A 13,785-nucleotide genomic window follows, 5' to 3' on the forward strand; every position below is an offset into this window, starting at 1 on the left:
AGGAATGTCATTGCATGGTCCTGGACATCATCTCGACGTGCATAGTTTGGATGCGGCGCAGAAGGCCGAAGTGTTGGTGGAGGCTCTGCCGTGGCTGGAGGAGTTCGCCGGTCAGCGCATTGTCATCAAATACGGCGGCAATGCGATGGTCGATGAGCGGCTGCAGGCGTGTTTTGCGCAGGATATGGTGTTCCTGCGACAGGTGGGATTGCATCCGGTGGTGGTACATGGCGGCGGGCCGCAGATTTCCCACATGCTGGATGCGTTGGGCATTGAATCGCAGTTCCGTGGTGGGCTTCGCGTCACGACGCCCGAGGCGATGGACGTGGTGCGCATGGTGCTTACCGGCAAGGTATCTCGCGAACTGGTGGGCTTGATTAATGCGCACGGGCCGTTTGCCGTGGGACTGTCCGGTGAGGATGGCGGCTTGTTCTCGGCGGCGCAGCGCATGCCCATGATCGATGGCAGCCCTACGGATATTGGCTTGGTCGGCGATGTGGTGAGCGTGGATGCTTCCGCGGTTGAGGATTTGATTGCCGCCGGCCGTATTCCGGTGGTGTCGTCGGTGGCTCCGGACGAGGAGGATGCCACGCAAGTGCTGAATGTGAATGCCGATTCGGCCGCTGCGGCCTTGGCATGTGCTTTGGGCGCTCGCAAACTCGTGATTTTGACGGACGTTGACGGATTGTATGCGGATTGGCCTGACCGCAATTCGTTGATTGGGTCGATTGGTGTGGAGAATCTGCGCGATATGCTGCCGGATTTGGAAAGCGGCATGCGCCCCAAGATGGAGGCGTGCGTGCGTGCCCTTGATGGTGGCGTGCCGCAGGCGCACATTATCGACGGCCGGCAACCACATTCGATTTTGACGGAGATTTTCACCTCGAATGGTATCGGCACCATGGTGGTTCCCGAGGATGGTATGGAGATGAGGAGTGCTTATGAACAGTGAGCGGATGAACGGCGAGCAGTGCGTGCTTGGACAAAGCGACCAGCGCTGGCTTGGCGAATATGGGCGTGTCCATATGCAGGTGTTCGGCACGCCGTTGCGCGTGATGGATCATGGTCAGGGCTGCCGTATTTGGGATGTCGACGGCAATGAATACCTGGATTTCCTTGCGGGAATTGCGGTGAATGCTTTGGGATACGCGCATCCTGATTGGGTGCGTGCGGTGAGCGATCAGGCCGCTCGTGTGGCGCATGTGAGCAATTATTTCGCCACTGAGCCGCAGATTGAGTTGGCTGCCGAACTGGTGCGCCTGTCCGGCGCTCCTGAAGGGTCGAAGGTGTATTTCGGCAATTCCGGTGCCGAGGCGAACGAGGCCGCGTTGAAATTGGCTCGCCTGTATGGACGATCCGTGTGGCCGGATCGGCCCGCTCGGGTGATTGCGTTGACGCATGGCTTCCATGGCCGGACTCTGGGCGCGTTGAGCGTGACGTGGAAGCCTGCCATCCGTGAGCCGTTTATGCCGTTGCTGTCGGGCTGCGAGTTCGTTGAGGCAGGCGATGTGGAGGCGTTGCGTGCGGCGTTTGCGCGTCAGGATACGGACGGCCCGGTGGCGGCTGTCATGATGGAACTGATTCAGGGCGAGGCAGGAGTGCGTCCGGTGGGCGCCGATTTCGTGCGCGAAGCGCGTGCGTTGTGCGATGAGTACCGCGCCTTGTTGATTGTGGACGAGGTGCAGACCGGCATTGGTCGTACCGGTTCGTGGTTCGCATTCCAGGACGAGGCGCTTTCCGGCGGGGTGACGCCTGATATCGTGACGTTTGCCAAGGGCGTGGGCGGTGGTTTCCCCATTGGCGGCATGATTGGTTTCGGTGAGCGACTGTGTGCGTTGTTTACGCCTGGCTCGCATGGCTCCACATTTGCCGGCAACCCGTTGGCGGCGGCCGCGGCGTTGGCTACGATTCGGGTTATCGAACGCGATGGCTTGGTGGGTAATGCCATGCGGCGCGGCGAGCAATTGCGTGCGGCGCTGATGGCGTGCGGCAATCCGCTGTTCGATGCGGTGCGCGGTGCGGGATTGCTCAATGCGGTGGCGTTGGCTCATCCGTGCGCGCATGCGGCTGCGGAGTGGGCGTTGGAGCATGGCCTTATCGTCAATGCGGTGGCGCCGGACGCGCTGCGGTTGGCGCCGGCGTTGATTGTGTCCGACGACGAGGTGGATGAGGCGGTGCGGCTGCTGGCGCAGATGCCGGTCGATCTGCCCGATGACTGATGGCGATGGTCGCCCGGGCGGGCGATGTGGATGTGAGATAACGACAAGGGCTCGCGTCGCGGGCCGATACTGACCGTAAGGAGGCGTACATGGACGGTCAATTGCGACATATGTTGCGCGACGATGATGTGACTCACGAGGAGCAGCTGCAGATTCTGCGTTTGGGCATGAAGTTCCGCGAGGATCGCTTCTATCACCAGCCGTTCGCCGGCCCCCAGGCGGTGGCGGTGCTGTTCGATAAGCCCAGCACGAGGACACGGTCGAGTTTTTCGATTGGCGTGGCGGAGTTGGGCGGCTATCCGCTGGTGATCGACAAGGAAGGATCTCAGCTTGGTCGCGGCGAGCCGGTGCCGGATACGGCGCGGGTGCTCACACGCATGGCGTATGGCATTGTGTGGCGTACGTTCGAGCAGAGCCGCGTCGAGCAGATGGCTCAGTATGCCACGGTTCCGGTGGTGAATGCGTTGACGGATGACTTCCATCCGTGCCAGATTTTGGCGGATTTTCTCACGATGGCACAGCATCGTGGCGGTGTGGAGGCGTTGGCCGGCAGCACGATCGCATACTTGGGCGATGCGGCGAACAATATGTCGAATTCGTATTTGCTGGGCGGTGCCACCGCCGGCATGCATGTGCGTGTGGCTGGCCCTCAGGGGTATTTGCCCCGTCCCGACATTGTGGAGGATGCGCGTCGGATCGCCGCGCAGACGGGTGGTTCGATTACCGTGACGACCGATGCGCGCGAAGCGGTGCAAGGCGCTGATTGCGTGTTTACCGATACGTGGGTGTCCATGGGCGAGGAAGATCAGTATGCGATTCGTTCCAAGCCGTTCTGGCCGTATCAGGTCAATGATGAGTTGATGGCGCTGGCCAAGTCCGACGCCTTGTTCCAGCATTGCCTGCCGGCGTATCGCGGCAAGGAGGTGACCGTGTCGGTGATCGACGGCCCGCAGTCGGTGGTATGGGATGAGGCCGAAAACCGCCTGCATGCGCAGAAGGCGTTGCTGACATGGCTGGTTGGCTGGCAGCGCGGCGATGAGGGGTTGTTGTCATGAGTGAGTCTGATTTCGCCTCTCCGCAGCGTCCTTCTACGCGCGCCGCGCGGTTGAGCATGGTCGAGCAGGTGTTGCTCACGCATATCATCACCTCGCAATCGCAGCTGTCGCAGATTCTTGCCGATGAGGGAATTGAGGTGACGCAGGCGACGTTGAGCCGTGATTTGGATGAGCTGCAGGCCACCAAAACACGGCTGCAGGATGGCACCATCGCGTATACGGTGGGGGATGCTGCTGCCGCTGGCGTCGGCTCGGGCGATGGTTCGGCGACGCAGCGGGCCGAACAGCAGATGTCGCGGGTGCTGTCGGGGTTGGTCACGTCGGTTGCCGCGGCGCGCAATCTGGTGGTGGTGCATACGCCTTCCGGCGCGGCGCAATATGTGGCGAGCGTGGTGGACAAGCAGCCTTTGGAGGGTGTGCTGGGCACCATTGCGGGCGACGACACGGTGATGGTGGTGTGCGCCGATGATGAGTCTGCGCAGTACCGGTGCCGCTGGTTGGTGCAGATCGCTTCCAAGAACCAGCAATCGGCGTAGGCGCAGGTAGGGCGGTCCGCGATTGTTGATATGCGGCCCGCCTTGCATTCGTCATCATATGGGCGAACACGCCGTGGCGCATATCGTATTGCATAATTATGCATAACTCTGTATATTCTTATGAAGCATTGATTGTCAGAAAGGACGATGATGAGCGAGCAGAACCGCATTGTCTTGGCGTATTCGGGAGGTCTGGACACCTCCGTGGCCATCCCGTATTTGAAGGATCGCACCGGGAAGGATGTCGTCGCCGTGTCGCTGGACGTAGGCCAGGGCGGCGAAAGCCTGGAGACCATCAAGGAGCGTGCGCTGGCATGCGGCGCGGTGGAATCCTATGTGGTGGACGCGCGTGACGAATTCGCCAATGAATACTGCATGATGGCCTTGAAGGCCAACGCCATGTACGAAGGCGTGTACCCGCTGGTGTCCGCCATTTCCCGTCCGTTGATCACCAAGCATTTGGTGCGTGCCGCGCATCAGTTCGGCGCCGATACCATCGCGCACGGCTGCACCGGCAAGGGCAACGATCAGGTGCGGTTTGAAGTGTCCATCCAATCCATCGACCCCACGTTGAAGGCCATCAGCCCGATTCGTGACCTGTCGCTGACCCGTGACGTGGAAATTGCCTATGCCAATGAGCATAAGCTGCCCATCGTGCAGACGGAGAAGAGCCCGTATTCCATCGACCAGAACGTGTGGGGACGTGCCATCGAGACCGGATTCCTTGAGGACCCGTGGAACGGTCCGACCAAGGATTGCTACGCCTACACCGACGATCCGGCGTTCCCGCCGGCGCAGGACGAGGTTGTCATCGAATTCAAGCAGGGCATTCCCGTCAAGATCGACGGCCGTGAGGTGACGCCGCTGCAGGCGATCGAAGAGATGAACCGCCGTGCCGGCGCGCAGGGCATCGGCCGCATCGACCTGATCGAAGACCGTTTGGTCGGCATCAAGTCGCGCGAGCTGTACGAGTGCCCGGGCGCCATCGCGCTGATCACGGCCCATCAGGAGCTGGAGAACTGCTGCCTGGAGCGCGAGCAGCACCGCATCAAGCGTGACATCGACAAGCGTTGGGGCGAGCTGGTGTACGACGCGCAGTGGTTCTCGCCGGCAGTACGTTCGCTGAACGCCTTCATCGAGGAGACCCAGCAGTATGTGTCCGGCGAAATTCGCATGGTGCTGCATGGCGGTCGTGCGGTGGTCACCGGACGTCGTTCCGACACGTCGCTGTATGACTACAATCTGGCGACCTACGATTCGGGCGATAGCTTCGATCAGAACGCTTCCAATGGTTTCATCGAGATCTACGGTCTGCCCAGCCGCGTGGCGGCGGCCCGTGACGTCAAGTTCGGCAACGGCATCGAGGTGCCGGATAACGCCGTGGCGTAACCGTTGCTGTGGTGAAGGAGAACGTAATGAACGCTGCATCGCATGAGGCCAATGAGCATCTCGCATTATGGGGAGGCCGCTTTTCGTCCGGCCCCTCGCCGGCATTGGCCAAACTATCCAAGTCCACGCAGTTTGACTGGCGGTTGGCGGATGACGATATTGCCGGTTCTCGGGCGCATGCCCGTGCGTTGGGCCGTGCCGGGTTGTTAAGCGACGACGAGCTATCGCGCATGGAAGCGGCATTGGATGAGTTGCAGCGTCGTGTCGATGACGGATCCTTCGCGCCGGTGGAGGATGACGAGGACGAAGCCACGGCGTTGGAGCGTGGACTGCTGGCCATTGCCGGCGACGAGCTGGGCGGCAAGCTGCGTGCGGGCCGTTCGCGCAACGATCAGATTGCCACGCTGATTCGCATGTGGCTACGCCGTCACGCCAGGCATATCGCGTCGTTGGTACTGGAACTTGTCGAAGCTTTGGCGCAGCAGTCACGCCAGGCCGGCGATGCCGTGATGCCGGGGCGTACGCATTTGCAGCATGCCCAGCCGGTATTGGTGGCGCATCAGCTGATGGCTCATGCCTGGCCGCTGTTGCGTGATGTGCAGCGCTTGGTGGATTGGGATGCGCGTGCGAACGTCAGTCCGTACGGTTCGGGAGCCTTGGCGGGCAATACGCTGGGTCTCGATCCGGAGTCGGTGGCGCGTGAACTTGGGTTCGACGCGGTGACTGATAATTCCATCGACGGCACGGCTTCGCGTGATGTGGTGGCTGAGTTCTCCTTTGCGATGGCGATGATTGGCGTGGATGTGTCCCGCCTGTCGGAGGAGATCATCATTTGGAACACGCAGGAGTTCGGGTTCGTTCGTCTTGACGACGCGTATTCCACGGGCTCGTCCATCATGCCGCAGAAGAAGAATCCGGACATCGCCGAATTGGCCCGGGGCAAGGCAGGTCGTCTGATCGGCGACCTTACGGGATTGCTGGCGACGCTGAAGGGCTTGCCGACCGCGTACGCACGCGATTTGCAGGAAGACAAGGAAGCCGTATTCGACCAAGTGGACACCTTGGAGGTATTGCTGCCGGCGTTTACTGGCATGGTGGCGACCATGTCGTTCGATTTCGACCGGCTGGAACGCCAGGCGCCGATGGGCTTTGCCTTGGCTACGGATATTGCCGAATGGCTGGTGTGTCAGGGTGTGCCGTTCCGTCATGCACATGAGCTTTCCGGCGCATGCGTCAAACTCGCGGAGCGGCGCGGTGTGGAGTTGTGGGATTTGAGCGACGAGGATTTCGTCACGACGTTCGCCCAGTTCCTTGACGTGCAATTGGCGCCTCAGGTTCGCCAGGTGCTGTCGGTACATGGTTCGGTGGCGGCCCGCCGCGGCAAGGGCGGCACGGCTCCCGAGCGTGTGCGCGAACAGTTGGCGCAGGCGGAGCGCACGATGGCGTCGCTGCGTCAGTTTGCAGAAACCACGAGCGATGGGCAGGCGTATCGCCCGTCCGGATCGCTGGCATAGATCTGCCTGCCGCCGCGTTGGGGTGGCGTGTTGTGTGGGCCGCTTATCGCATGGTGCCGCAATGGCGTGTACCATCGAAGATAGGCGGCCGACCACGACGGGAGGAGACATGCTCAGTCGCAATGCCATTCGCCGTGTGGTGCAGCATCATGGGGGCGATATCATCGCCCATGAGCGTATGGATATCGAACGCGCCTGCTATCAGCATGGCGTGGTGACGACGTTCGCGCATTCGATTCGCGTGGCCTGCCTTGCCGTATGGCTGGTTGACCGTTGCCGATTGTGGCGTCGCGTGGATATCCGTGCGGTGGTGCGCGCCGCGTTGCTGCATGATTATTTCCTGTACGACTGGCATGACTGGGATAACGGCACCCATCGTTGGCATGGGTTTACTCACGGCCGGACTGCAATGAACAATGCGTTGGATGACTTCGTTTTGAACGAAGTGGAGCGTGATAGCATTCACCGGCATATGTTTCCGCTCACGCCGATTCCGCCACGCTATGTCGAAGGGTATATAGTGACGGTGGCGGATAAGTTGAGCGCTACGGCCGAAACCTGTTCGCTGCGTCGTTTCGACGCCGGCCATCCCGCGGTGCTTCGGCGGCGTCGCCGGCTGGCATCGCGCGCGCATGGCGATGGGCGTTGGCGTGCGCGTGGGGGATGGATGCAATGATAGTGAATTTGACTTGGGATATGCCGATATTGTGGTTTGTTGCCTATAGCATGATCGGTTGGGTGTATGAATCGGTGTTGGTGTCGGTGAAGGAACGCCGGTGGGTGAATCGTGGTTTCCTCAACGGTCCGGTATGTCCTATCTATGGTGTGGGAGCTGTGTTGGCGATGCTGTTGCTCGGCTCATTGCGCAATCTTTGGGTGGTGTTTGTGGCGTCCGCGTTAGGAGCGAGCGTGCTGGAATATATCACGTCATGGGTGATGGAATTGATGTTTCATGCGCGATGGTGGGATTATTCGCATTTTCGATTCAATATCCAGGGGCGTGTGTGTGCTTTGGGCGCATTGATTTTCGGTCTTGGCGGCGTAGCGATCACGGCGGTGGAGCCGTGGGTGGTGGGGTTGACGCTGTCGATTCCTGCTTCGGTTCGTGCATCTGCGGCGCTAGTATTGTTGGCGATATTGGCGGTTGATACCGCGGTGACGGTGTTGGGTATGATGCATTTCGATGCCGATGTATCCGCGCTGTGGCGTGCCGTACAGGCCTACGCGCAGCGTGCGGAGGTGTCGTTGCAAGAGGGACGTGACGGCGCCGAAGAGCGGATACAGTCGTGGGTGTTGTCTTCCCAACAGGCAAAGGCCCGTCTGCGTGCGGCGGCGCGCACGGCGTTGAATAACCAGCAACGTCGTATGATCGCTTCGTTTCCCCGTATGCAGATGAAGGGGCGCGAACGTGTGATGACCATGCTACGCGAGGCGTTGCGGCGCAAGCCATAAAGCAGGATGTACGTATGGCGGCATGCGGTTGGGATCCCCCCGTTTCGCCCTGCCTTTGGTGTCGTTGCGTCCTGCGACACTGGGTAATGCTCATATGAGCGTATTATCCCCGTTTGCTATTAGGTAGGAAGAAGCTGAAGACATGGCTCATGTCACGAATTTTCAGGAGGCTGGTTTCGCTTCCTTATATGAAGAGTTGACTTGGCGCGGGTTGATTTCGCAGTCTACGGATGCGCAACAGCTTGCAGAGGCGTTGAACGGGGAACCTTTGACGTATTATTGCGGCTTCGATCCGACTGCCGCGTCGTTGCACATCGGCAACTTGGTGCAGCTTATCAACATGCGGCATTTGCAGGCCGCCGGCCATCATCCCATTGCCTTGGTGGGCGGCGCCACCGGTTTGATTGGCGACCCGCGCCAGTCGGGGGAGCGCACGCTGAATCCGAAGGACGTGGTTGCCGGATGGGCCGATCGTCTGCGCGCGCAGATCGGTACGATCCTGCAGACCGAAGGCGACAACCCGGCACGCTTCGTATCGAACTACGATTGGACGGCGTCCATGTCGGTGATTGACTTCCTGCGTGACGTCGGCAAACATTTCCGCTTGGGCACCATGTTGGCCAAGGATACTGTGGCACGTCGCTTGAACTCCGAAGAGGGCATTTCCTTCACCGAGTTCAGCTATCAGGTGCTGCAGGGCAATGATTTCCTGCATTTGTTTGACGAGTACGGCTGTTCGCTGCAGTTGGGCGGCTCGGATCAGTGGGGCAACCTGACCAGCGGAGCAGATTTGATCCGTAAGGTGCGTGGAGCTTCGGTACATGCGTTCACCAGTCCGATCATTACCGACAGCCAGGGTAAGAAATTCGGCAAATCCGAAGGCAACGCGCTGTGGATCGATGGCTCGATGCTCAGCCCGTACAAGTTCTACCAGTTCTGGTTCAACCAGCCCGACGGCGAGATGGACAAACTGCTGCGCGCGTTTACGTTCCTACCCAAGGCGCAGATCGAACGACTGGTCGAGCAGACACGGCTTGATCCGGGCGCTCGCGAAGCCCAGCGCACCTTGGCATGGGAAGTGACAAGCTTCGTGCACGGCGAGCATGCCACCCAGCAGGCGATTGACGCGGCTTCGGCATTGTTCGGCCGTGGCGCCGATCTGGCGGATATCGACGAGTCCACACTGGAAGCGGCGTTGGAAGGCTTGAAGGTCGCGACGTCGGATGGCTCGCGCGTGTTCGCGCAGGCGCAGGCCGGCGATCGCGTGGTGCAGGCCGGAGTGGATGCCGGCTTGTTCAAGTCCATTTCGGAAGCGCGCAAGACGATTCAGTCGGGCGGCGTGTATGTGAACAATGTTCGCGTGCAGGACGTGGAACAGCTGCTGACTGAAGACGACTTCCTGACTGGACGTTTCGTGGTGATGCGTCGCGGCAAGAAGGCGTTGGGCGTCGTGGCAAAACAGTAGACGGTGGGACGGCGTACCGCTCGTGTGGCGCTCGCCGTCCTAGTAGTATCATCGGACTATCAATGTGGTCCGATACAGGTAAGAGAGGTTCGTTAGGTCGCGTAAATACCGGGCTTAGCGAGGTAAGGAAACTGCATGGCACAAGAACATCAGGGGTCGCACGGCAAGTCGTTCGGTTCGCGTAAGCCGGGCGGTCGTGGCGGCAAGGGCTTCAAGCCGCGTGGCCGTGATGGCGGCAAGTCGTTCGGTCGTTCCGAGCGTGGGCATAAGCCGTTCGGCAAGCGTGATGGCGGTTCGTTCGAGGATCGTCGCGGCGGCGCGCGCGAAGGGTATCGCAAGCATGATGGTGCTCGTCGTTTTGAGGAGCGTCGCGAGGATGGTCAGGAGCGTCGTTCCTTCCATCGCGATGGCCAGGGCGGTCGTCGCGATGGAGCGCGCGGAGGATACCGTGGCGGGCGCGCTCAGCAAGAGGGAGGCAAGTTCCGCAAGGATGGTCGTTTCGGCGAGCATCGTGGACAGCGTGATGATCGTCGTGGCGACAGTGAGCGTCGTTCCTTCCGTCGTGACGATCGCGGCGGTCGTGGCGGCCAAGGCCGTAGCGGCGGCTATGGCGAGCGTCGCTATCAGCGTGATGATCGTCGTGATTCGCGCGATACTCGTGAGCCGCGTCAGTCGCGTCAGGAGTTCGCCGAGCGTGCCGAGTCGCATGATCGCGGCGAGCATCGCAATTATCGCGAGGAAAAGCGCCAGGCGTATCTGTCCAAGCCGCGTATGAATTCTGACGGCACGATTTCGTTCCCGTCGCAAAATCCGTATACGCATCGTCGCCCTGATGAGCCGAAGATGCCCAAGGGCATGGAATGGTCCATGCTGTCGAAGGATGAGCGTGAGCGTTTGCGTGGCCTGTCCAAGGAGCATGCGGAGAATATCGGTTTGCATATTTTGGCGGCGTTTGCCGTGGAAGAAAGCGATCCGCAGAATGCGTTGGCCCATGCCAAGTGGGCGGCACGCCAGGCTTCTCGCATTGATTTTGCGCGGGAAACGCTTGGTTTCATTGCTTATCGTCAAGGCGATTACAAGTTGGCCGCCCGTGAGCTGCGTACCGCGTATCGTATGAATGGTTTCCTGGATTATCTGCCGTTCATCGCGGATTGCGAGCGTGGCATGGAGGAGCCAAAGAAAGCCATTGAGATTGCGCTTTCGCCGGAGGCTTCGCAGCTGCGCGGCGAAGGCAAGGCGGAAATGTTCCTCGTGTATGCGGGCGCGTTGGGCGACTTGCAGATGTGGGACAAGGCCGTGGAGATCGTCCATGTGTTGGGCCGTTCCAAGGGTCTGCCGGGCGCGTATCGCATGCGTGCGATCCAAGCGGAGCAGTATTTCCTTGAGGAGAGCGGTCAAAGCGGCAAGGCGTTGGCGCTCGAACCGTTGTTGGAGCGTTTGGAGCTGCAATATGCGGATGTGGATGAGGATGAATCCGATGAGGAGATCATCATCGACTACGATTTGCAGCACATGACGGAGGATGTGCTCGAGGAGATCGGCATTACCCCTGAGGACGCGCAGTACGCTCCGGAAGACGAGGTTGACGAAGACGAGGATGCCAACCTTGACGGGGAAGGCGAAGCGGATGCCGAGGTTGGCGCTTCTGAGGCCTTCGATGAAGTCGATACTTCCGACGAAGCCAATGCTGACGAGCATGACGGCGCTGCTGAGGAGGAGTCCGCCGATTCGGCAGAAACGGAAGCGTCCGGTAACGCTGATGACGCTGATGAGTCCGACGAGGAAGACGTGCAAATCGCGCAGGCAGATGCCGAACGCGAGTAAATGACACTGATGGCTGACCGCCGTTGCCCTGAGGGACCGGCGGTCAGTTGCATAGTGATGGCAATTGAAGCCCGGAAGGCGAATGTTCGGGCGGCACAATAAGGGGCATATATGTTGCAGTCCACGCATAATCCGTTGAGTCAGGCATATCGTTTGGCATTGCTGGATTTGGACGGAGTGGTGTATCGCGGCAAGGTCGCGGTGGAACACGCGGTGTCCAGCATCCAGCAGGCGCAGGCGCACGGCATGACGATGGAATATACGACGAATAATTCGTCGAGGCGGCAGGCGGTGGTGGCCGAACAGCTATGTGGTTTCGGGCTGCAGGTGGAGCCGTGGCAGGTGATTACGTCGTCGGTGGTGGCGGCGCGTATGGTGGCCCGCCATGTGCCTGCCGGTGCCAATGTGTTGGTGGTGGGCGCTGAGCACCTGTGCGAAGAGGTGGAACGTCAGGGCTTGCGCGTGGTGCATGAGGTGAATGATGATCCTCAAGCGGTGATTCAGGGCTGGCATCCGATGATGACGTGGAGCGATATGGCGCAGGCTGCGTATGCGGTGGAGCGCGGGGCTGTGTATTTGGTGACGAATCGCGATCTGACGATTCCGCGCGAGCATGGCATTGCGCCGGGTTGTGGTTCGATGATCCAGGCCGTGATGAATGCGACTGGTGTCGAGCCGGTGTCGTCGGCGGGCAAGCCTGAATCGGCTATGTATGATGAGGCTCGTCTGCTGGCGGCCCGCGATGGGGCAGAGCCGGTGGCGGTGCAGGATTGCTTGGCGATCGGCGATCGTCTGGATACGGATATCGAAGCGGGTTCGCGCGGCGGATATGCGTCATTGGTGGTGTTGACAGGTGTGGCGGATGCGCGGCAACTGATGACGGCCGGCGAGGCGTTGCGCCCCACGTATATGGCGGCTGATTTGCGTGGTTTGCTGACGCCCCATCCTGCGGTGGTGCGCGATGGCGAGGCGTGGCAGTGCCGTCAGGCGCGTGCGTGGGTAAGCGACGGCGTGCTGCAGGTGTCGGATGTGGAGCACGTGGACGGATTGCGTGCGGCTTGCATGGCGGCTTGGGATGCTGCGGATCATGGTGTGTCGCTCGACGTATTGCCGCAGTTTGCGGATACGCTGACTGAGCATGACGGCGAACCGGTAAAGAACCAGTAAAACGAATACCGGCAACGGCTTGTGGGGTAGGAGTGACGATGACGGACGTATCGGGCTTGCCAAACACGGCGGATGAAAGCGCAGACGGCGCTGCAAGCAAGGATCAGACCTTGGACGCGACTGCGTCGGTGCGGGAGCAATATCCGCAGCTTGCCCCATTGCTGGATGTGTTGGATGCCGCGACGGCCCACAAGTCGTCGTCCTCATCCGGCCCCGACTCGCCCGACTCGTCTGAATCACCTGACTTGGCTGACTCGTCTGCACCTTCTGACTTTGCTGCACAGGCTTGCGAGCCTTCCTCGGAGCAAGGCGAGCACCCGGCGCTGGCAGTGGCGTTGGACGAACGGTATGGCGACGTATTGCAAGGGGTGTTGCAGGATATGCAGCGCACGTTGGATGCGTTGAAGCGCGAAGACTGAAAGGTTGCGCATCGTGCGGTTGGATATGGCATTGGTGGCGCGTGGCCTGGTTGCGACGCGCACGCGGGCGCAACGGTTGATTCGTGAAGGCGCGGTAAGCGTGGATGGCGTGGTGGTGCGCAAGCCGTCGATGGTGGTGGATGATGGCGCCGTGCTGGTGGCCGATCAGGGTGAGGATTATGTGTCGCGTGGCGCGCTCAAGCTGGTGGGGGCGTTTGTGGCGTTTGCCGATCGGGGTTTGCGCAGTGCGCAAGGACGGCAGTGCTTGGATATCGGCGCATCCACAGGTGGTTTTTGCGATGTGCTGTTGCGTCAGGGAGCGCGTGCGGTGGTGGCGTTGGACGTGGGCCATGGCCAGTTGGCGCCGCGGATTGCGGCTGACGAACGCGTGACGGATATGAGCGGCGTGAACATTCGTGAGGTGACGGCGCAAACGCTGCCATTCCGGCCGCAAGTCGTGGTGTCTGACGTGTCGTTCATTTCGCTCACGTATGTGATTCCGGTGATCGCCGATATTGCCGCCCCGGGTGCAGACGTGGTGCTGCTGATCAAACCGCAGTTCGAGGTCGGCAAAGGACGGTTGGGCAAAGGTGGCGTGGTGGACGACGAGACGTTGCGCGACGAGGCGGTACGGCGCGTGGTGGCGTGCGCCCGCGAGCATGGCCTGACGGTGGTGGGCGTGGAACCTTCGCCAATCGAAGGCACGCACGGCAATGCGGAATACTTGCTTTGCGCACGCGCGTAG

13 protein-coding genes are annotated in these 13,785 nt (G+C 60.7%); all 13 read left to right on the plus strand.

All coding sequences use genetic code 11. From position 1 onward, the window contains the following. Nucleotides 1-4: 4 nt before the first annotated feature. The 13 genes from argB (at nt 5) to AC1AWK_RS02970 (ending at nt 13,785) form a co-directional block, all read left to right on the plus strand. Entirely contained in the window at nt 5-952 is a 948-nt protein-coding gene (argB, locus tag AC1AWK_RS02910; RefSeq protein WP_476567976.1) for an acetylglutamate kinase, read from the plus strand. A gap of 4 nt (nt 953-956) precedes the next feature. Beyond that, complete coding sequence (locus tag AC1AWK_RS02915) at nt 957-2,219, plus strand: acetylornithine transaminase (protein WP_476569561.1); 1,263 nt, start codon at nt 957-959, stop codon at nt 2,217-2,219. A gap of 89 nt (nt 2,220-2,308) precedes the next feature. Continuing rightward, nucleotides 2,309-3,274 carry an ornithine carbamoyltransferase gene (gene argF / locus AC1AWK_RS02920; protein ID WP_476567978.1) on the plus strand — a complete coding sequence of 322 codons (966 nt, stop codon included), beginning with the start codon at nt 2,309-2,311 and terminating at the stop codon, nt 3,272-3,274. Then, the gene (locus tag AC1AWK_RS02925) at nt 3,271-3,810 is read left to right on the plus strand and encodes an arginine repressor (protein ID WP_476567980.1); all 540 of its coding nucleotides are present in this window, start codon (nt 3,271-3,273) and stop codon (nt 3,808-3,810) included. Before argF ends, AC1AWK_RS02925 begins: the two co-directional genes overlap by 4 nt. 150 nt (nt 3,811-3,960) lie before the next feature. Further along, on the plus strand, nt 3,961-5,199 hold the full coding sequence (locus AC1AWK_RS02930; RefSeq protein WP_476567982.1) for an argininosuccinate synthase: 1,239 nt from the start codon (nt 3,961-3,963) through the stop codon (nt 5,197-5,199). A gap of 26 nt (nt 5,200-5,225) precedes the next feature. Continuing rightward, nucleotides 5,226-6,713, plus strand: coding sequence for an argininosuccinate lyase (argH, locus tag AC1AWK_RS02935; RefSeq protein WP_476567984.1), 1,488 nt, complete (start codon nt 5,226-5,228; stop codon nt 6,711-6,713). A gap of 109 nt (nt 6,714-6,822) precedes the next feature. Continuing rightward, nucleotides 6,823-7,389: an HD domain-containing protein gene (locus AC1AWK_RS02940; RefSeq protein ID WP_476567986.1), complete on the plus strand. Its 567-nt coding sequence runs from the start codon at nt 6,823-6,825 to the stop codon at nt 7,387-7,389. Continuing rightward, on the plus strand, nt 7,386-8,165 hold the full coding sequence (locus AC1AWK_RS02945; RefSeq protein WP_476567988.1) for a putative ABC transporter permease: 780 nt from the start codon (nt 7,386-7,388) through the stop codon (nt 8,163-8,165). Before AC1AWK_RS02940 ends, AC1AWK_RS02945 begins: the two co-directional genes overlap by 4 nt. Nucleotides 8,166-8,307: 142 nt before the next feature. After that, nucleotides 8,308-9,630: a tyrosine--tRNA ligase gene (tyrS, locus tag AC1AWK_RS02950; protein WP_476567990.1), complete on the plus strand. Its 1,323-nt coding sequence runs from the start codon at nt 8,308-8,310 to the stop codon at nt 9,628-9,630. Nucleotides 9,631-9,765: 135 nt separating this feature from the next. Next, nucleotides 9,766-11,454, plus strand: a complete 1,689-nt coding sequence (locus AC1AWK_RS02955) for a tetratricopeptide repeat protein (RefSeq protein ID WP_476567992.1) — start codon at nt 9,766-9,768, stop codon at nt 11,452-11,454. Between the two features lie 111 nt (nt 11,455-11,565). Next, on the plus strand, nt 11,566-12,621 hold the full coding sequence (locus tag AC1AWK_RS02960; RefSeq protein ID WP_476567994.1) for an HAD-IIA family hydrolase: 1,056 nt from the start codon (nt 11,566-11,568) through the stop codon (nt 12,619-12,621). Between the two features lie 38 nt (nt 12,622-12,659). Further along, entirely contained in the window at nt 12,660-13,040 is a 381-nt protein-coding gene (locus AC1AWK_RS02965; protein WP_476567996.1) for a hypothetical protein, read from the plus strand. Nucleotides 13,041-13,065: 25 nt separating this feature from the next. Further along, nucleotides 13,066-13,785: a TlyA family RNA methyltransferase gene (locus tag AC1AWK_RS02970; protein WP_476569563.1), complete on the plus strand. Its 720-nt coding sequence runs from the start codon at nt 13,066-13,068 to the stop codon at nt 13,783-13,785.

This window comes from Bifidobacterium sp. LH_491 (assembly GCF_056356495.1).